This window comes from Paragemmobacter straminiformis (genome assembly GCF_014243445.1).
In the GTDB taxonomy this organism is placed as follows: domain Bacteria; phylum Pseudomonadota; class Alphaproteobacteria; order Rhodobacterales; family Rhodobacteraceae; genus Paragemmobacter; species Paragemmobacter straminiformis.
The window spans coordinates 121209-140222 of the sequence record NZ_JACLQD010000004.1; the positions used below are offsets into that span (position 1 = coordinate 121209).

Here is a 19014-nt window from a genome sequence, read left to right on the forward strand (position 1 = left end):
GTGTCAAGGTGGCGCTCTGCAATACTGTCAGTTTTATCTGACAGGTTGCAGGAGGCGCGCAAGATGCGGATCGTATTCGTCCATCCCAATTACCATTCGGGCGGAGCCGAGATTGCAGGCAACTGGCCTCCGGCATGGGTTGCCTATCTGACCGGATCGCTGCGCAAGGCGGGGTTCGATGACATCCACTTCATCGACGCGATGACCCACCACATCGGCCCCGAGGACCTGCGCGCCCGGCTGGCGGCGCTGAAGCCCGATGTCGTGGGCACGACCGCCATCACCCCTGCCATCTACGAGGCGGAAGAGGTGCTGAAGATCGCGTCCGAAGTGGTGCCCAATGCGCTGCGGGTTCTGGGCGGCATCCATGCCACCTTCATGTTCCGGCAGGTGCTGGAAGAGGCGCCGCAGGTCGAGGTGATCGTGCGCGGCGAGGGCGAGGAAATCATGGTTGCCCTGATGCAGGCCGTGCAAGAGGGGCGCTGGCCCGAGGGGCGGCGCAAGATCCGCGGCATCGCCTTTCGCGAGGGGGCCGAGATCGTCGCCACGCAGGCGGCGCCCACGGTCAAGGATCTCGACTCGATCGATCCCGACTGGTCGATCCTCGACTGGGACAAATACATCTATGTGCCGTTGGGCGTGAAAGTGGCGATCCCGAACATGGCGCGGGGCTGTCCGTTCACCTGTTCCTTCTGCTCGCAGTGGAAATTCTGGCGCGATTACCGCGTGCGCGACCCAAAGAAGGTGGCGGACGAGATCGAACGTCTGGTCGATGACCACGGCGTCGGCTTCTTCATCCTTGCCGACGAGGAGCCGACCATCAACAAGAAGAAATTCGTCGAATTCTGTCAGGAGCTGATCGACCGCGGTCTGAACGAGCGGATCAAATGGGGGATCAACACGCGGGTCACCGATATCTACCGTGACCGCGACCTGCTGAAGTTCTATCGCAAGGCCGGGCTGGTGCATGTGAGCCTTGGCACCGAGGCTGCGGCCCAGTTGAAGCTGGACCTGTTCAACAAGGAAACCACGGTCGCCGAGAACAAAGAGGCGATCCGCCTGCTACGCGAGGCCGATATCTTTACCGAGGCCCAGTTCATCGTGGGTCTGGACAACGAGACCAGGGAAACGCTCGAGGAAACCTTCCAGATGGCCTGGGACTGGCAGCCCGATCTGGCCAACTGGTCGATGTACACGCCCTGGCCCTTTACCCCGCTGTTCCAGGAGATCCGCGATCAGGTCGAGGTGTTCGACTTCTCGAAATACAATTTCGTGACGCCGATCATGAAACCCGCCGCGCTGACGCGGGGGGAATTGCTGGACGGGGTGATGAAGAATTACCGCCGCTTCTACATGCGCAAGGCGCTGTTCCATTACCCCTGGCGCGGCACGGGCTTCAGGCGGCGCTATCTGCTCGGCTGTCTGAAAGCCTTCCTGAAGGCCGGGGTGGGGCGGACGTTCTATGACCTCGGCAAGGCGGGCTATTGGGGGCCGCAGACCAAGGACAAGGTCGATTTCCACTTCGATGCGACCCGTGGCATCGCCGAGGCGCAGATGGCCGATTGGGAGGCGAGTGCCGACCGTGCCGCCAAGGCTGCCGAACGGCGGGCGGCTGTGAAAGGCCAGATGAAGGAACGGGCCGAAGAGCGGAAGGCCTTTGCCATGCCATCCGATGCGATGGCCTGCGGCGGTGGCAAGGAGCAGATGGCGGAATGAATGCCGCAGCGCATCAGGGCGCGCGGATCGGGCCGAATGCCGTTCTGCAACTGATGGCGGTGCTGGACCGTGCCGAGGGCCGCATCGTGCGTGATCGGGTGCTGGCGGGCCTGCGCCTGCCCGCGCCCGACAGCGGCATGATCCCCGAAGCCGAAGCCATCGCCGCGCATCGGGCGGTGCGGGCGGCCTTGCCCGACCGTGCGGACGGTCTGCTTGTCGCGGCGGGCGAGGCGACGGCGGACTATATCCTGCGCCACCGCATCCCCGCGCCTGCCAAGCTGGTGATCCGGTTGTTGCCGGGGGCGCTGGGGGCGCGGCTTCTGGCCCGCGCCATCGAGCGGCACGCCTGGACCTTTGCCGGATCGGGGCGTTTCAGGGTGGCGGGCTTTGCGCCTCTGACCTTCGAGCTTGTGCATAACCCGTTGGTCACGCAGGGAAAGACCTGCCTCTGGCATGCGGCGGTGTTCCGGCGGCTGTTCGCGGCCCTTGTCTGGCGCGGCTGTCGGGTCGAGGAGGTGGCCTGCGCCGGTCTGGGGGCCGGGCACTGCCGCTTCCTGATCTTGCCGCAATAGGGTTTCGGGCTGATCCCTTTCGGCCAAGGGAAAGGGATGCTGCGGCTTTGACTGAAAAGGGGGCAATCCCCTCTCGCCGCGCCTGTTCGGCCCAAGGCGACAGGGGGTGCGGCTTTCATACTCGGACAAATATCCTCGGGGGGCCGCGCTCTGCGCGGCGTGGGGGGCAGACAGCCCCCCTTTGCGCGACATGTAAGCCAAACCTGACACATCCCGACTGACATATCGCGCTTGATCGACTCTGTATTGTAATGTTTAGTTGACACATGACTGTCAGCGCCCTGACCCCCCGCCGTTACCCCGAACCGCGTGCCATGCTGCGGCTGATCAAGCCCATCACGTGGTTTCCCCCCATTTGGGCCTATCTTTGCGGCTCGGTTTCCGCCGGAGTCCCGCTGGGGGGCAACTGGCCGCTGGTGCTTTTGGGGATGATCCTGTCCGGCCCCATCGTCTGCGGGATGTCACAGGCGGCGAATGACTGGTGCGACCGGCATGTCGATGCGGTGAACGAACCCGATCGTCCGATCCCCTCGGGGCGCATTCCGGGGCGCTGGGGGCTTTGGATCGCGCTGGCGATGACGGGGCTGAGCCTCGGCGTCGGCAGCCTATTGGGTGTCTGGGGGTTCTGGGCAACCGTGGCGGGGGTGATCGCGGCCTGGGCCTACAGTGCCGAACCCGTGCGGCTGAAACGGTCGGGTTGGTGGGGGCCGGGGCTGGTTGGCCTGTCCTACGAAGGGTTGCCGTGGTTCACGGGGGCCGCCGTCCTGCTGGGTGCCGCGCCGCGCTTCGAGGTTGTCGTCGTGGCCCTGCTTTATGCGCTGGGCGCGCATGGGATCATGACACTCAACGATTTCAAGGCTTTGGAGGGCGACCGCCAGCATGGCGTGCGCTCGCTTCCGGTGGTGCTGGGGCCCGAGGTGGCCGCAAGGATCGCCTGCACGGTGATGGCGATGGCGCAGGCGCTGGTGGTGGCCTTCCTGTTCGTGCTGGGCAAGCCGTGGCACGGGCTGGCGGTGACGCTGCTCTTGCTGGCGCAGTTCGCGGCGATGCGCGTGCTGTTCCGTGACCCCAAGGGCAAGGCGCCCTGGTACAACGGAACGGGCGTCGTGCTTTACGTCACCGGCATGATGGTTTCGGCTTTTGCGCTGCGGGGGCTGGTATGAAACTTACATGGGTCCAGATCTTCCGCCTCGGGCTGGTGCAGATGTGCCTTGGTGCCGTCGTGGTGCTGACGACATCGACGCTGAACCGGCTTATGGTGGTGGAACTTGCCCTTCCCGCGGTGGTGCCCGGCGCGCTGGTCGCATTGCACTACGGCATACAGATAACGCGGCCGAACTGGGGCTTCCGCTCCGATACCAAGGGCAACCGCACGGCCTTTATTCTGGGCGGCATGGCGGCACTGGCGGCGGGCGGGTTTCTGGCGGCGCTCGGCGTGGTGATCGCGGGGGTTGCGGGGCTGCTTCTGTCGGTGCTGGCCTATGCCCTGATCGGGCTGGGCGCGGGGGCCTCGGGCACCTCGCTTCTGGCGCTGCTCGCAACCGCGACAGCGCCGCACCGGCGGGCGGCGGCGGCGACGATCACATGGCTGATGATGATCGCGGGCATCGCGGTGACGGCGGGTGTCGTGGGAGGGATGCTCTCTCCCTATTCGCCCGCTCTCTTGCTGAAGATCGTGGCCGTGGTGACGCTGGGGGCGGTCACGCTGACGACGCTGGCGGTCTGGGGGATCGAGCGCCGCGTGATCGCCGAGCGCGAGGCGGAAGCCGCGCCCTTCCGGCAGGGCATGGCCGAGATCTGGGCCGAACCCGAGGCGCGGGCCTTCACGATGTTCATCTTCCTGTCGATGACCGCCTATTTCCTGCAGGAGCTTATCCTCGAACCCTATGCGGGGCTGGTCTTTGCCATGACGCCGGGGGAAAGCACGCAGCTTTCGGGCGCGCAACATGGCGGCGTGTTCGCCGGGATGCTGCTGGTCGGCATTGCCGCCACGGGTCTCAAGATCGGATCGCTGCGGATGTGGGTCACGGGCGGGTGCCTCGGCTCGGCCCTGTCGCTGGTCGCCGTGGCCCTGCTGGGGCAGGCGGGGGCGGGCCTTGTGCCTGCGGTGGTGTCCCTTGGCTTTTTCAACGGGGTTTTCGCGGTGGCGGCCATCGGGTCGATGATGGCGCTTGCCGGACGCGGGCGCGGCGCGCGCGAAGGCACGCGCATGGGGCTTTGGGGGGCCGCGCAGGCGGTGGCCGCCGGCTTCGGCGGCCTGCTCGGGGCGGCGGCGGTCGATGCGCTGCGCCTGTGGCTTCCCCCGCGCGAAGCTTTTGGCGCGGTGTTCATGGCGGAAGCCGGTTTGTTCGTCATCGCCGCCCTTATGGCGGCACGGATCATCGAGGGGCGCAGGCCGCCCGTCGCGGCGCAACTCGTTCCGGGAGAATGAGCGATGGGATATGATGTTTTCGTTGTGGGCGGCGGGCCTTCGGGGGCAATCGCGGCCGAAGATCTTGCCCGTGCCGGGCGGCGCGTGGCGATGCTGGACCGCGCCGGGCGGATCAAGCCTTGCGGCGGCGCGATCCCGCCGCGCGCGATCCGCGATTTCCAGATCGACAGCGCGATGCTGGTGGCACGGATCACCACGGCGCGGATGATCTCGCCCACGGGGCGGCAGGTCGATATTCCCATCGAGAACGGCTATGTCGGCATGGTGGACCGCGAGCATTTCGACGAATACCTGCGCAAGCGGGCGGTCGAGGCGGGGGCCGAGCGGTTGACGGGCACCTTCCTGCGGATCGAGCGGGACAAGGATGGCACCCATGTCGTCTGGCGCGACAAGCAAAGCGGCGAGGAACGGCGGCACGCCACGCGCCTTGTCATCGGGGCCGATGGCGCAAGGTCGGGCGTGGCGCGGGCCGAAGTGCCGGGCGGCGACCGCATCCCCTACGTCATCGCCTATCACGAGATCATCAAGGCCCCGGCGCCTTCGGCCAATTACGACCCCGTCCGCTGCGACGTGATCTATGACGGCAAGATCAGCCCCGATTTCTACGGCTGGATCTTCCCGCATGGCGAGAATGCCAGCGTGGGCATGGGCACCGAGGTCGATGGCGTCGACCTGAAACTCGCCACCGCCGCCTTGCGCGAAAGCGCGGGGCTTGCAGGCTGCGAGACGCTGCGCAAAGAGGGCGCGCCGATCCCGCTGAAACCGCTCGACCGTTGGGACAACGGCCGCGACGTGGTTCTTGCGGGCGATGCGGCGGGGGTTGTGGCACCGTCGTCGGGCGAGGGCATCTATTACGCGATGGTCGGCGGGCGCGTGGCGGCAACCGCCGCGCAGGCGATGCTTGCCTCGGGGCGGGCGCGCGATCTGAAACTGGCGCGGAAACTTTTCATGAAAGAGCATGGCACGGTGTTCCGCGTCTTGCGCTCGATGCAGGATGCCTATTACCGGTCGGACGAGCGGCGCGAGCGTTTCGTGAGCCTGTGTCACGATGTCGACGTGCAGAAACTGACCTTCGAGGCCTATATGAACAAGAAGCTGGTCAAGGCGCGCCCCTTGGCCCATGTGAAGATCGGGATGAAGAACATGGCGCATCTGCTGCGCCTCGTCTCGCCCGTCTGGACCTGAAGGGCAGGGAATGGACGTTCTGACCGAAGAGATGATTCCGGCCTGGGTCGACGGCAAGCTGACGCCGGTCGGCAAACTGGCGGTGCATCAGCGCGGGTTGCGGCACAAGGCAGTGTCGGTATTCGTGCTGGACGGGAACCGTGTGCTGATCCAGCAGCGGGCGCTGGGCAAATACCATACGCCGGGGCTCTGGGCGAACACCTGCTGCACCCATCCGCGCTGGGACGAGGACCCCGCCGCCTGCGCCGTGCGCCGCCTGCGCGAGGAGTTGGGGATCACGGGGCTGTTTCCGGCCTTTGCCGACCGCATCGAATATCGCGCCGATGTCGGGGGCGGATTGGTCGAACACGAGCTGGTCGATATCTTCACCGCGCAGGCGGGGACAGAGCTTGGCATCGCGCCCGACCCGTCCGAGGTGATGGCGACGCGCTGGGTCGATCTTTACGACCTTGCCGCCGAGGTTCTGCGCACGCCCGACAAGTTCACGCCCTGGCTGCGCATCTACATGACCGAACATATGGGGCGCATCTTCGGCCCGCGCCCGTAGCCGGAGCCGGACGCCGCCCCGAACCGCAAGGCGCGCGGGCAGGCCCGCGCAAGGCCATCTCTCGCCTTTGGCCCGGCCAAGGGGGGCTGCCGCCCCCCGCCGCCCCCCCCGCCGCGTTGCCGCGCGCCTCCCCCTGCGAGTATTTGGGCAAAGGTGACGGTGGAAGGGCTCTTTGCGGCTTTCATGCTCGTGCAAATATCCTCGGGGGGTGAGGGGGGCGGAAAGCCCCCCTGCGCCGCTTGTCAGTTTGCCGGATTGCCGCGCAGGAAATCGAGTGCGAGGGCCGCGACGCGCGCTGCGGCTTCTTCATGGACGAGGTGGCCATAGCCTTCGACCATCTGGAACCGCGCATCTGCCATGTGGCGGGCGGCATCGGCCGAGACCCTTGCGGGAACGGCATTGTCCTTGTCCGAGGCGATGAGCAGGGTCGGCGTCTGCAAGGCCGGAAGGCGGGCCATCAGCGCGTCGAGCTTCCATTGCGCCATCATGCCGAGGGTTCCGTCGACATGGGCCGTATCGCGCACGAGTGTCAGATATTGGGCCTGACCTTCCGCGTCGAGGGGCGAACCGGTCGAGGCGAGCAGGCGGTTCACGGTCTGCGCATTGCCCCAGAGCCGCGAGACGACCGCCGGTATGAAGGGGGTGACCGCCAGAACGCGGGCCATCAGCGGGAACATGACGCCCGCCGCGCCCTCGAAGCTGCCAAGGGCGGCGTTGATGCCGATCACCTTGTCCAGCGGCAGAATCTCGGCAAGGCGCAGGGCGATGGCTGCCCCTGCGGAATGGCCGATGGCGGCAACGGGGGCGATTTTCAGCGTCTGGCAAAGGGTGGCGATATCTTCCGCCATCGGGTCGAGGCCGAAACGGCTGCGGTTGCCTGCGCGCGTGAAACCCTGTCCCGGAAGGTCGGGGACGATGACGCGGTAGGCCGGTGCCAGAAGCGGGATCAGGTGGCGGAAGCTGTGGCCCGATCCTCCGGCCCCGTGCAGAAGCAGAAGCGCCGGAGCCGCGGGGTCGCCCGCGTCGATCACGCACCAGTCATGCGGGCGGCTGCGCACCCTGCGGGCGTGGTCCCGATAGGGCCAGTCTTTCGGCATCCGGTCGAAATCCATGCTCAGCCGTCCAGCGCCGCGCCGAGGGTGGCGCTGAGGCGGTGGGCATCGGCGCGGGGCAGGGCAATGTAGGGCGCCGCCATGTCCTGCGCGAGGAGGCGCAAGCCGGCCTGCGGGCGGGTGGCGACGTCGATGACCAGCGCGGGCGTGCCGCTGGCGCGGATCTGGCGGGCGAGGCGTCGGGCCTCGTCCTCGGCCCGCGTGCGGTCGGCGCTGCCGTCGAGGGCGATGTTGCCGCGCCCGTCGGTCAGGATGGCGATGGTCGGGGTCAATCCGCGCGCCTTGGCCTGTGCGGCCGTGGCAAGGGCGAGTTGCAGGGCCGATGCGAGCGGCGTGCCCCCGCCGCCCGGAACGCCCGCAAGGCGGCGTTTGGTCTGCACCAGCGAACGGGTCGGCGGCAGGATCAGTTCCGCTTCCGCCCCGCGAAAGGCCAGCAGCGCCACATGGTCGCGCCGCGCATAGGCCGCGGCGAGAAGCAGTTCGATCGCGCCTTTCGCCTCGGCCAGACGGGCGAAGGCGGCCGAACCCGAGGCATCGACGGCGAAAATCAGCACCCTGTCCGAGGTTTCGCGGAAGCGTTTCAGCCGGATGTCCGACGCGCGGACCAGAAGTGCCGCATCGGGGCGCGGGGTCTGGGCGCGGCGCAGGGGTTGCCAGGGTGCCGCCGCGCGCAATGTGGCGACAAGATCGATGCGCGCGCCCTGCGCCAGTCGGCCCGGGCGCGAGGGCAGCGGGCGGCCACGGCGGTTGCCGGCCTGCTCGGCGCCCGTGCCGTTGGCGGATTTCGCGGCGCGGGCGTTACGGCCGCTCGCCAGGGCTTGCAACAGGTCGGGTGGCAGGGCGGCGAGTGCGGCTTCGACCAGCATCTCGGAGGGGATCGTCATGCTGTCGCTTTCCGCCTCGGCCTCGGGGCGGTCTGCCGGATCGTCGGGCGGGGGGGGCGCGTCCTGGGTTGTGTCTTGCGCCTCGGGCATCGGGGTGGCGCGGTGGGCGTAGACGAGTTCGGCGGCGGCGACCAGATCGGCGTCGGCCACGGTGTCGCGTCCTTGCCATGCCGCGTGGGCGCGGGCGGCGGTGGCGGCAAGAAGCGGTGCGCGCAGCGAGGCGATGCCCAGTTCGGCTGCGGCGCGGGTCAGGTCGGCCAGTGCCGTTTCGGGCAGGGCGACGCGCGGCAAGGCGGCGCGGGCTGCGGCCAGACGGTCAGGATCGGGCGCGGGGTCGGTCACGTCGGACCATATCGCGCCGGACAGGTCGAGGAAGAGGGCAAGACGGTCGGCCAGTGCGGGTGGCAGGGATTCGTCGGCCTCGGCCCCTTCGTCGAGGGCGACGAGCGCATGTGAAGCGCCATCGAGCGCCGAGGCAAGGCGCGCGGCAAGGCCGGCAGGGCAGCGTTCGGCCATGGCCAGCACAAGGGCGGCGGGGGCGGACAAAAGGCCCTTGGTCGTGACCGGATGGCCGGTCGCAAGGGTCGCGGCAAGGTCGAGCCCGCCGTAGAGCGCATCGTCGGCCACGGTCGGGTGCAGGCGTTTCAGCGGCAGGGGCAGGCTTGCCAGACTTCCCGTCACCAGATCGCGCACCGGGCCCGAGCGGGCGCGCAGCCACAGCCCGCCCAATCCGGCAGGATCAATGGCCAGAAGCGCCAGCGCGGTTTCCAGCCGCGCCCAAGGGGCGGGGGCATCGGTCAGGGCAGCACCTCGGAAACGGCGCGGATCACGCGGGCGGTCGAGCCTGCCTCGTCCAGCGGGTCGCGGCGCAGGCGGTGCGACAGCGACATGGGGGCCACGGCTTTCAGATGGATGCGACCCACGGCATCGTCGCCTTCGAAGGCGGCAAGGGCGCGGGCGGCGCGCAGAAGCGTCAGCTCGCCCCGCAGCCCGTCCGAGCCGATGGCGATGCACAGGGCGGCGCAATCGTGCAGCACGGTGTTGGGCGTATGCAGCGCGGGCAGGCTGGCGCGGGCGGCGAGAATCCGGTCGCGCAGGGCGGCATCCTGCGGGCGCCATGTCTCGATGAAGGCGCCGTAGTTCGTTTCGTAGGCATCGCGGCGGCGGATCACCTCGACCCGCGTTTCGATGTCGCGGGGCGAGGTTACCTCGACCGACAGGCCGAAACGGTCGAGGAGCTGCGGGCGAAGCTCGCCTTCCTCGGGGTTGCCCGATCCGACGAGGACGAAACGCGCCGGGTGGCGGATCGACAGGCCCTCGCGTTCGACCACGTTCTCGCCGGACTGCGCCACGTCGAGGAGCAGGTCGACGATATGGTCTTCGAGCAGGTTCACCTCGTCGATGTAGAGGTAGCCGCGGTTGGCACGGGCCAGAAGGCCAGGCTCGAACGCCTTTTCGCCGCGTGTCAGGGCGCGTTCAATGTCGAGCGCCCCGACGACGCGGTCTTCGGTCACGCCAAGCGGCAGGTCGATGACGGGGGTGGGTTTTGTCACCAGCCTGCCGGTGGCCCCCTGCGCCCAATCGGGCACCATCTCGGCGCGGGGCGAGTTGACGGGGCAGCCCTCGATGGCCTCGATTTCCGGCAGAAGTGCGGCTAGGGCGCGGACGGCGGTGGATTTGCCGGTGCCTCGGTCGCCAAAGACCAGAACGCCGCCGATGGCCGGATCGACCGCCGTCAGGATCATGGCCTGCTTCATGGCCTCTTGGCCGACGATGGCAGAGAAGGGGAAGGGCTGTTTCATCTTGCGCGTCCGTTCGACAGGATTTTCTGCGAAAATCCCTCAGGGCGAATTTTCTGCGAAAATTCGGGCGTGGCGGTTGGGTGATCCTTCGCAGAAGGATCGTCTGCGCGATTTTTCGCAGAAAAATCGAGGCCGGCGATCGGGTCGCCGCCGTTCCACTGGCCGACGCTGCCGCGCAGGCGGAAGCGGGCGTATAGCTCTTCGTCGAACCAGTTGCCCGCGCGCACAGCTGCGATGGCGCGGCCATGCGGGCCGTCGCCTCGGGCAAAGCGTGCCATGCTGGCGGCATCGGGCCAGATGGAAAAGGTGACCTGATGCAGCAGCGGCACTTCGCCGATGCCGATCTTGAAGGCGACGTTCGGGTCACTGCCGATCATCGCCGAGATCGACGGCACCCGTTGCCAGAAGCGCAGCGCCCGCGCGGGTTTCACCGTGGCCCGGGTCAGGGCGGCCAAGGGGCCGTCTGCGGACTCGGGCGGGCTGTCGGGCAGGAACGGGTTGACACCCGACCATGCGCCGCGCGCCGAAATCGGGTCGAGGAATACCGTCCAGCTTTCGCGCGCGCGCCTGCGCCAGCGTTGCCAGACGGGCCCCGAAGCGGTGCGGTTGCGGGCGGTGTCTTCGTCCGGCCAGACGGCAAGGATGGCCCAGACGTCCCAATTGGGGCGGGGGGTGAACCCCTCGCCCGTGCCAGAGCCGCAGAGCTTCCAGAACAGCGCCCGTGATTCGGCCCGCATGGCGAAGCGGGCTGTCGCCATTTGCCCGATGATCCAAAGGCGGTTCATCGGTCCGTCGAAGCGGAACAGGCTTAGGCTGACGGTGGTAATGGCAAGACCCCTTGGCGCAAAGGCTTGGCGAAAGTGTAAACCTAGTCTGACAGCATAATGCAGGAAGGAAAAGAAAAAAGCGGCGGTTTGCGGCGGAAACGATGCTATTGTCAATCAAACTAGACAGTCTATCATCCGTGCCATGACCTATATGCGCCCCAACCCGCCCGCCCCGTCCGAAGCCTGCCATGCCATCGTGATCGGGGCAGGTCTCGGGGGGCTTGCCTCGGCCATGCGGCTGGGGGCCAAGGGGTGGCGCGTCACCGTGATCGACCGGCTCGACCGTCCCGGAGGGCGGGGGTCCTCGATCACCCAAGGGGGGCACCGCTTCGACCTTGGCCCGACCATCGTGACCGTGCCGCAGGGCCTGCGCGAATTGTGGGCCGCCTGCGGGCGCGACTTTGACAGCGATGTCACGCTTAGGCCGATGGAACCCTTTTACGAAATCCGCTTTCCCGACGGCGAGACCTTTACCGCGCGTCAGGACGATGCGGCGATGCAGGCCGAGGTGGCCCGCATTTCGCCGCGCGATGTGGCGGGCTACAACGCCTTTCTCAAGGACAGCGAGGCGCGTTACTGGTTCGGCTTCGAAGACCTTGGCCGCCGGTCGATGCACCGGTTCGGCGATCTGCTCAAGGTCTTGCCCAAATTCGCGATGCTGCGGGCCGACCGTTCGGTCTATGCCCATGCGGCGGGGCGCGTGAAGGACGAACACCTGCGCTTTGCGCTGTCGTTCCATCCGCTGTTCATCGGCGGCGATCCGTTCAACGTGACGTCGATGTACATCCTTGTCAGCCATCTCGAGAAAGCTTTTGGCGTGCATTACGCGATGGGCGGGGTGCAGGCCATCGCGGCCGCCATGGCGCGGGTGGTCGAGGCGCAGGGCGGCGAGGTTCTGCACGATACCGAGGTTGACGAGATCCTGACCGAAGGGGGCCGCGCTTCGGGTGTGAGGCTTGCATCGGGCGAGGTGATGCGGGCGGCGATCGTGGTCAGCAACGCCGATGCGGGCCACACCTACAGCCGTCTTTTGCGAAACCTGCCGCGAAAACGCTGGACCGATGCCAGGCTGAACCGCTCGCGCTGGTCGATGGGGCTTTACGTCTGGTATTTCGGCACGCAGGGCACAAGCGGGATGTGGAAGGATGTGGGGCACCACTCCATCGTCGTCGGACCCCGCTACCGCGACCATATCAAGGATATCTTTATCCGCGGCAAACTGGCCGATGACATGAGCCTTTATGTCCACCGCCCCAGCGTGACCGACCCGTCCGTGGCCCCCGAGGGGGGCGATACCTTCTATGCGCTGTCGCCGGTGCCGCATCTGGGGTTCGGCGGGGTCGATTGGGCCGAGGAAGAGCCGCGCTATCGGGCGAAGATGGCCCGCATGCTGGAAGAGCGGCTGATCCCGGGCTTTCAGGACCGCATCACGGAAAGCCTTGTCTTTACGCCGGAAACCTTTCGCGACCGCTATCTTTCGCCCTTTGGCGCGGGCTTCTCGATCGAGCCGCGCATCCTGCAATCGGCCTATTTCCGGCCCCATAACGTAAGCGAGGAAGTGCCGGGCCTGTATCTCGCGGGGGCGGGGACGCATCCCGGTGCGGGGCTGCCCGGCGTCGTGGGCACGGCCGAAGTGCTGGGCACGCTTGTGCCCGATGCGCCGCGCCGCGCGTCGATGCCCGATCTGCCCTTGCCCGATCTGCCGATGGCCGCGGAATGACGATCTCGGCCGGTCACTTCACGCCCGACAGGGCCGAGGACATCGCCGCCCGCGACATGGCCGAATGCCGCGAGGCGATCCGCACGGGGTCGCTGTCCTTTCACGCCGCCTCGCGCCTGCTGCCGACGGCGGTGCGCGACCCGTCGCTGGCGCTTTATGCCTTTTGCCGTCTGGCCGACGATGCGGTCGACGAAGGCGATGACAAGATTGGCGCGGTGCTGCAATTGCGGGACCGGCTGGACCTTGTCTATCAGGGCCGCCCGCGCGATGCGGCGGCGGATCGGGCCTTTGCCCGCGTGGTCGAGGCGTTCGACATGCCCCGCGCCTTGCCCGAGGCCCTGCTCGAAGGTTTTGCATGGGATGCGGTGGGGCGGCGCTATGACACGCTGTCGGGGGTGCTGGACTATTCCGCCCGGGTCGCTGCGGCCGTGGGGGCCATGATGTGCGTGCTGATGCGCGTGCGCGACGCCGATGCGCTGGCCCGTGCCTGCGACCTTGGCCTTGCGATGCAACTGACCAACATCGCCCGCGATGTGGGCGAGGACGCACGGGCGGGGCGGGTTTACCTGCCGCTCGACTGGCTTGCCGAACACGGGGTCGGGGTGGATGCCTTTCTGGCCGATCCGAAGCCCGACGCGGGGGTGCGGGCGGTGACGCGGCGGCTGCTCGACCATGCCGACCGGCTTTATGCGCGGTCCGAGGCCGGTGTGCCGCGCCTGCCCTTTGCCTGCCGGCCGGGGATATTGGCGGCGCGCCATGTCTATGCGGGCATCGGCGGGCGGGTGCGGGCGGCGGGGTATGACTCCGTCACCCAGCGGGCGCGCACCGGGCGCGGGGCCAAGCTGGGTTGGCTGGCGCTTGCGCTGCTGCGGGCAGGGACGACGGCAATCGGCCCCGTGCCTTCGGTGCTGCATGCCGGGGCGGCGCCCGAGGTCGATTTTCTGGTGCAGGCCGCGCGCGGCACACCGCGCAAGGCAAGGTCCGAGGCGCTATTGTCGGTTCTGGCGCAGCTCGAGGCGCGGGATCGCGGCATCGCCTGAAACTGCGCGCTTGGACGGAACCGATAACAGGTCTATGTGGCTTCTCCTGACTTTGATCGGAGCGGCCCCATGGATTTCGTCCTGTTCTTCACCTTTCTTGCCGCTTGCGGGGCCGCAGCGGCCACGGGGGCGCTGTTTTCGCCGGGCGATTGGTATCGCGGCCTGCGCAAACCGGTCTGGACGCCGCCGGACTGGCTGTTTCCCGTGGCATGGACCACGATGTATCTGTGCATGAGCGCCGCCGCCGCCCGCGTGGCGGTGCTGCCCGATGCGGGGCAGGCCCTTGCGCTGTGGTCGGTGCAGATCGCCTTCAACGCACTCTGGACGCCCGTGTTCTTCGGGTTGAAGCGGATGGGGGCGGGGCTTGTGGTCGTGTTGTGCCTTTGGCTGGCCGTGGCGCTGACGATGCTGGCGCTGTGGCAGCTCGACCGGATCGCGGGGCTTTTGTTCGCGCCCTATCTGACATGGGTCACCGTGGCTTCGGCGCTGAATGCGACCGTGTGGCGGATGAACCCCGAAGCCCGTGGCTGAGCGGCGATAGCCCGCGGTTCAGGGCCTGTCCTGCGTCCACTTTGCCCGCCGTGGCACGCGGACAGCCAGCATGGATTTGACCAGCGGCGAGCGGAAGCGGGTAAGATCGAGCGCCTCGTGAACGCCTGTCGTGACCTCGCCATTCAGGCGGGTCTGCACAAGGCTGCGGCTGTAGAAGGGCGCGTCGAGCATGTTGAGCCGTTGCTGCGGCAGGGTGCCCGCGTCGGCCCGCGTCTCGCGTTTGACCTGCCAGAGCGAGCGTTTGAACCGCGTCAGCGGCGGGGCCGCGATTTCGCGCACCTTGCCCGCGTGGTCGATCTCGATCCCGAGGGCGAGGGTGCTGCCGTCACGGCGGGTCGCATCGTAGAAGCACTGCGCGCCGTTCTGCGTGGGGTAGCGGCCCCATGTCCAGAAGTCGAAATCGGCTTCAAGCGCGGCGGTGCCGAAATTGGCGTCGAAATAGCCGTGGCCCTGCCAGCGGTGGCCTTGGGTCAGGTCAACGTCGATGCGCGCGATCGGGGCGAAGGGGCGCCAGATGTGGTTGGGGTGCAGGGCCACTTCGGCATCGGTGACCGCCTGCGGTGTCAGGGTGATGCGTCCGCGCACGGGGGTGACAAGCGGAAGCGCGCCGATCTCGTCGATGTCGATCACCAGGTGCCGGCCCGTCCAGTGCATGCGGCTTGGCCCGACCGTCAGCGTGTCGGTCGTCTGGCGCAGGGCGCTGCGGCCACGGTCGGTCATGGTGAAGCGCCCGCCCGGCCCGTAGGTCGCCACGTTCAGGCAGCAATGGTTCTGCGGATCGCGCCGCCCGCTTGCCGCATACCACGGCGAGAACACCGAGCCGATGAAGCCTATGACCGAGACCGCGCGCGTCCCGTCATCCGAGACGCCATCGACATACCACCAGGCGTAGCCGTCGGGCGCGACGTGGAGGGCGAAGTTCGGTCCTGCAGAATCGCCGCGACCGCGTGCTTGCCCGAGAGGGCTGCCATCGGCACTCCCGCCCCCGGATGCGTTCCGCCCCCGGCCAGATAAAGGCCCGCCAGCGCCGTGCGCGCCGTCGGGCGCTGAAATGTGGCCATCGCCCCCTCGGGCGTGCGCCCGTAGAGCGCCCCCTTCGATCCGGGAAAGAGCCGGTCGAAGTCTTTCGGCGTGGTCAGGCTGGTCGTGGCGGGGAGCGGCTCGAAGGTCAGGCCCATCGCCTGCAACTGCTGGAAGGTGCGTGTCCGGCATAGGTCATGGTCCTTGGTCGATTGGGCGAGGGCGGCAGGGGCGTTCAGGATGATCTCGAAGCGTTCGGGTCCGGTTCCGACGAAGCCGGAAAGGCGGTCTTCGGCGCAGAGGTAAAGGGTTTGCGCCTCGGGCATCCGGCCGCGACCGATGGGGCCGAATTCGGTGGCGGGGTCGGCGGTGAAGAAAAGGTTGTGATGCACCAGATCGCGCGCCCTTGGCCCTGCCGGTGTCGCGGCAAAGGCCCAGACCTGCGCCGACAGGCTGGGGGGCGCAGGGTCAGGGCCGGTAAAGGCATTTCCCATCAGCCCCGCGGAAAGGGCCGCCGGATCGCCGTTGAAGACGCAGAACGCGCAGGGAATTGCTTGGCCCTTTGTCGTCTGCACCGCCGTTAGCCGACCGTTCTGCCGGATCAGGCGGTGGGCTCCGGTGTCGTAGTGAAAGGTCACGCCCATGCGCGCGGCCAGATCGGCAAGTGCTGCGGCCAGCCTGTGCATGCCCCCCTGCACGCCCCAGACGCCCCGCGCCTCGGCCTGCCAGATAAGGGCGAGGACGGCGGGCGAATGGGCGGGCCTGCCGCCGACATAGGTCGCATAGCGGCCGAAGAGCTGGATCAGACGGGGGTCGCGGAAATGCAGGCGCAGCAGGCGGTCGAGCGACAGGCCCGGCAGCAGCGCGGGCCACAGGCGCGGCACGCGCAGGGCGGCGCGGGCGACGGCGCGGGCCTCGGGGCGGGGCGCACGCATGACGGGGCCTTGGAACGTGTCGTAAAGGTCTTTGGCAAGGCTGTCGAAACGCAGGAAGGCCGCAGCCTCGCGCGGGCCGGACAGGGCGCGGATGGCATCGGCATTGGCCATGCGGTCGGGCGTGAGGTCGAGGGTGCTGCCATCGGGCCACCAGTGGCGGGCAAGGACGGTCTGCGCGATCAGCGTGACATGGTCGTCCAGTCTTTCGCCGTTCAGGGCGAAAAGCTCGTCGAAAACATGGCGCAGCGTCAGCACCGTGGGGCCGGCGTCGACCGGCCCGGCTTCGCTGGGCAGGGCGCGGGCCTTGCCCCCCGGCGTGGCCGCGCGTTCCAGCACGGTGACAGCGAACCCCGCCGCCGCAAGCCGGATGGCCGAGGCGAGGCCGCCCATTCCGGCGCCGATGACGATGGCCTTGGTCGGGTCGCTTTCCATCGGGACAGTCTAGCGGGCTGCGGCGGTTTGTCCAAGTTGGATTACAGAATGGTGTAAGATTTAGTTTACACATCCGCTTGCCGGTGCAATGCTTTGCAAAAGCGATGCGCAAAGAGGGGCGATCATGGCACTGGACGGGCGGATCGAGCAGGCGGTGGTTGCGGCCCTTGCGCTGTCGAAGGGGGCGGATGCACCGCCCCGCTTGCAGGCGGCATTGGACCACGCGGTCTTTCCGGGGGGCGCGCGGATCAGGCCGACGATCCTGCTTTCCGTGGCAACGGCCTGCGGCGACGACCGTCCCGGCCTTGCGGATGCGTCGGCGGCGGCGCTCGAGTTGATCCATTGCGCCAGTCTCGTCCATGACGATCTGCCCTGTTTCGACGACGCCGACACGCGGCGCGGCAAGGCTTCGGTGCATCGCGCCTTTGGCGAGCCGCTGGCGGTTCTGGCCGGCGATTCGCTGATCGTGCTGGCCTTCGAGGTGCTGGCGCAGGCGGCGGGCGACCATCCGCGCCGTGCGGTGGACCTGATGCGGATTCTCGCGCAGCGGACGGGGATGCCGGGCGGAATTTGCGCGGGGCAGGGCTGGGAAAGCGAAGCGGTGATCGACCTTGCCGCCTATCACCGGGCCAAGACGGGCGCGCTGTTCATTGCCGCCACGCAGATGGGGGCCGTGGCCGCGGGGCAGGATGCCGAGCCGTGGGAAGAATTGGGCGCAAGGATCGGGTCGGCCTTTCAGGTGGCCGACGATCTGAAAGACGCGCTGCTCACGCCCGAGGAAATGGGCAAGCCTGCCGGTCAGGATGCCGCGCACCAGCGGCCTTCGGCCGTGGCCGAGATGGGTGTTGCGGGGGCGGTCAGCCATCTCAAGGACATTCTGGGCGGGGCCATCGCCTCGATCCCGTCTTGCCCCGGCGAGGCGAAGTTGGCCGCGATGGTGCGGGCCTATGCCGAGAAGATGACGCCGGTGCATCTGTCGCCCGTTCGGGGCTAGCGATGCTGAAGGCATCCGGAAAGGTGGCATCAGGTCTGGGCTGGGCCGCGCGGTTGGGCCTTTCGCCCCGCTTCCATGCGGTTTGTTCAAGGATTCCGGGGCTCAAGCATATCGCGCGGGCCGAAGGGCGGGCGCTTTTCGATGTGGTCTCGGGGTTTGTCCAATCGCAGGCCTTGCTGGCACTGGTCGAATTGCGGCTGCTGCATCGCCTGACGGACGGGCCTTTGCCGACGGGTGATCTTGCTGCCTTTGCCCGCGTGCCTGCCGAACGCATGGCGGTGCTGATGCAGGCGGGGGCAGGGTTGCGTCTGGTCAGGCGGCGGGCGGGGCTGTGGCATCTGACGACGCGGGGGGCGGCCTTTCTGACCGTGCCCGGGCTCGAGGCGATGGTGCGGCACCATCCGGTGCTGTACCGCGATCTGTCCGACCCCGTGGCCTTTTTCCGGGGCGAGACGAAGCCCGAGCTTGCGGGCTTCTGGCCCTATGTGTTCGGCGCGGGCGGGGCGGGGGATCCGGCGCTTGCGGCGCGCTATTCGGTGTTGATGGCCGACAGCCAGGGCCTTGTCGCCGAAGACACGTTGCGGCTGGTCGACTTTCGCGGCGTGACGCGGCTGATGGATGTGGGGGGCGGAACGGGTGCCTTTCTGGCCGCCGTGGGGGCCGCCCATCCGGCCCTTGCGCTGACGCTGTTCGACCTGCCCGCCGTGGTGCCCGGAGCGACCGCACGATTCGCGGCGGCGGGTCTGGGCGGGCGGACAAGAATCGTCCCCGGATCGTTCCGGGACGAGGCCTTGCCCGCGGGTGCCGATATGATCAGCCTTGTCCGCGTGCTTTACGATCACGGTGACGAAACCGTTACTGGCTTGCTTCGCGCGGCATATGACGCGCTTCCTCCGGGGGGGCGGTTGGTGGTGTCAGAGCCGATGTCGGGGGGCGACAGGCCCGATCCGGCGACAGATGTGTACTTTTCCATTTACACCCTCGCGATGCAAACGGGGCGCACCCGTTCGGGCCGCGAAATCGGCGCGATGCTTTCGGCCGCAGGCTTTGAAAACATAGAGGTTTTGCCGGGGTTCAGACCCTTTGTCACCTCGGCCGTGACGGGTCGTCGCCCGAATTAAAGGCGCTTCCGTCAAAAAACTGTCTATTTAATTTGACAGTCCAGATTGTAAGTCTAAACTTACACATAGAGCCGAAAGTCTGGGTGTTGCCGTAAATTCACGGCAACAGGGCGGACCGAGGCAG

17 protein-coding genes are annotated in these 19014 nt (G+C 67.7%); 11 read left to right on the forward strand and 6 right to left on the reverse strand.

Annotation, left to right across the window (positions count from 1 at the left end; translation table 11 throughout):
- Positions 1-63 precede the first annotated feature (63 nt).
- The 6 genes from bchE to idi all read left to right on the forward strand — a co-directional run bounded on the left by bchE (position 64) and on the right by idi (position 6451).
- Positions 64-1716 (forward strand): magnesium-protoporphyrin IX monomethyl ester anaerobic oxidative cyclase, encoded by a 1653-nt coding sequence (gene bchE / locus H7F16_RS13970; RefSeq protein ID WP_185798243.1) that lies wholly within the window; start codon positions 64-66, stop codon positions 1714-1716.
- Positions 1713-2288 carry a bacteriochlorophyll 4-vinyl reductase gene (gene bchJ / locus H7F16_RS13975; RefSeq protein WP_185798244.1) on the forward strand — a complete coding sequence of 192 codons (576 nt, stop codon included), beginning with the start codon at positions 1713-1715 and terminating at the stop codon, positions 2286-2288. Before bchE ends, bchJ begins: the two co-directional genes overlap by 4 nt.
- Positions 2289-2554: 266 nt before the next feature.
- The gene (chlG, locus tag H7F16_RS13980; protein WP_185798245.1) at positions 2555-3451 is read left to right on the forward strand and encodes a chlorophyll synthase ChlG; all 897 of its coding nucleotides are present in this window, start codon (positions 2555-2557) and stop codon (positions 3449-3451) included.
- Complete coding sequence (locus H7F16_RS13985; RefSeq protein ID WP_185798246.1) at positions 3448-4719, forward strand: BCD family MFS transporter; 1272 nt, start codon at positions 3448-3450, stop codon at positions 4717-4719. The genes chlG and H7F16_RS13985 overlap by 4 nt, the downstream gene beginning before the upstream one ends.
- 3 nt (positions 4720-4722) lie before the next feature.
- Positions 4723-5904 carry a geranylgeranyl diphosphate reductase gene (locus tag H7F16_RS13990; protein ID WP_185798247.1) on the forward strand — a complete coding sequence of 394 codons (1182 nt, stop codon included), beginning with the start codon at positions 4723-4725 and terminating at the stop codon, positions 5902-5904.
- A 10-nt stretch (positions 5905-5914) separates the two neighbouring features.
- A complete protein-coding gene (idi, locus tag H7F16_RS13995) occupies positions 5915-6451 on the forward strand; it encodes an isopentenyl-diphosphate Delta-isomerase (protein WP_185798248.1) in 537 nt (178 codons plus the stop codon).
- A gap of 242 nt (positions 6452-6693) precedes the next feature.
- On the opposite strand, the gene bchO is transcribed toward idi, so the two are convergent.
- Genes bchO through crtA form a run of 4 tightly spaced genes read right to left on the reverse strand, consistent with a single transcriptional unit; the run spans position 6694 to position 11076 of the window.
- Positions 6694-7563 carry an alpha/beta fold hydrolase BchO gene (gene bchO / locus H7F16_RS14000; protein WP_185798249.1) on the reverse strand — a complete coding sequence of 290 codons (870 nt, stop codon included), beginning with the start codon at positions 7561-7563 and terminating at the stop codon, positions 6694-6696.
- Between the two features lie 2 nt (positions 7564-7565).
- Complete coding sequence (locus H7F16_RS14005) at positions 7566-9248, reverse strand: magnesium chelatase subunit D (protein WP_185798528.1); 1683 nt, start codon at positions 9246-9248, stop codon at positions 7566-7568.
- Positions 9245-10249 carry a magnesium chelatase ATPase subunit I gene (bchI, locus tag H7F16_RS14010; protein WP_185798250.1) on the reverse strand — a complete coding sequence of 335 codons (1005 nt, stop codon included), beginning with the start codon at positions 10247-10249 and terminating at the stop codon, positions 9245-9247. Before bchI ends, H7F16_RS14005 begins: the two co-directional genes overlap by 4 nt.
- The gene (gene crtA / locus H7F16_RS14015; protein WP_422121127.1) at positions 10246-11076 is read right to left on the reverse strand and encodes a spheroidene monooxygenase; all 831 of its coding nucleotides are present in this window, start codon (positions 11074-11076) and stop codon (positions 10246-10248) included. The genes bchI and crtA overlap by 4 nt, the downstream gene beginning before the upstream one ends.
- A gap of 151 nt (positions 11077-11227) precedes the next feature.
- Here crtA and H7F16_RS14020 point away from each other — a divergent pair, with 151 nt between their 5' ends.
- The 3 genes from H7F16_RS14020 to tspO all read left to right on the forward strand — a co-directional run bounded on the left by H7F16_RS14020 (position 11228) and on the right by tspO (position 14367).
- Positions 11228-12796, forward strand: coding sequence for a phytoene desaturase (locus tag H7F16_RS14020; RefSeq protein WP_185798529.1), 1569 nt, complete (start codon positions 11228-11230; stop codon positions 12794-12796).
- Positions 12793-13836, forward strand: coding sequence for a 15-cis-phytoene synthase (gene crtB, locus H7F16_RS14025; protein WP_185798251.1), 1044 nt, complete (start codon positions 12793-12795; stop codon positions 13834-13836). The genes H7F16_RS14020 and crtB overlap by 4 nt, the downstream gene beginning before the upstream one ends.
- Positions 13837-13905: 69 nt before the next feature.
- Positions 13906-14367 (forward strand): tryptophan-rich sensory protein TspO, encoded by a 462-nt coding sequence (tspO, locus tag H7F16_RS14030; protein ID WP_185798252.1) that lies wholly within the window; start codon positions 13906-13908, stop codon positions 14365-14367.
- Between the two features lie 18 nt (positions 14368-14385).
- Here tspO and crtC read toward each other — a convergent pair whose 3' ends face one another.
- Both crtC and crtD read right to left on the reverse strand, forming a co-directional pair.
- Positions 14386-15204 carry a carotenoid 1,2-hydratase gene (crtC, locus tag H7F16_RS14035; protein WP_338402012.1) on the reverse strand — a complete coding sequence of 273 codons (819 nt, stop codon included), beginning with the start codon at positions 15202-15204 and terminating at the stop codon, positions 14386-14388.
- Positions 15205-15218: 14 nt separating this feature from the next.
- A complete protein-coding gene (gene crtD, locus H7F16_RS14040; RefSeq protein ID WP_185798253.1) occupies positions 15219-16775 on the reverse strand; it encodes a 1-hydroxycarotenoid 3,4-desaturase CrtD in 1557 nt (518 codons plus the stop codon).
- Between the two features lie 124 nt (positions 16776-16899).
- Between crtD and H7F16_RS14045 the strand changes: the two genes are divergently transcribed.
- A complete protein-coding gene (locus H7F16_RS14045; RefSeq protein ID WP_185798254.1) occupies positions 16900-17769 on the forward strand; it encodes a polyprenyl synthetase family protein in 870 nt (289 codons plus the stop codon).
- Positions 17770-17771: 2 nt separating this feature from the next.
- A complete protein-coding gene (locus H7F16_RS14050) occupies positions 17772-18890 on the forward strand; it encodes a methyltransferase (RefSeq protein WP_185798255.1) in 1119 nt (372 codons plus the stop codon).
- The last annotated feature ends 124 nt before the right edge of the window (positions 18891-19014 follow it).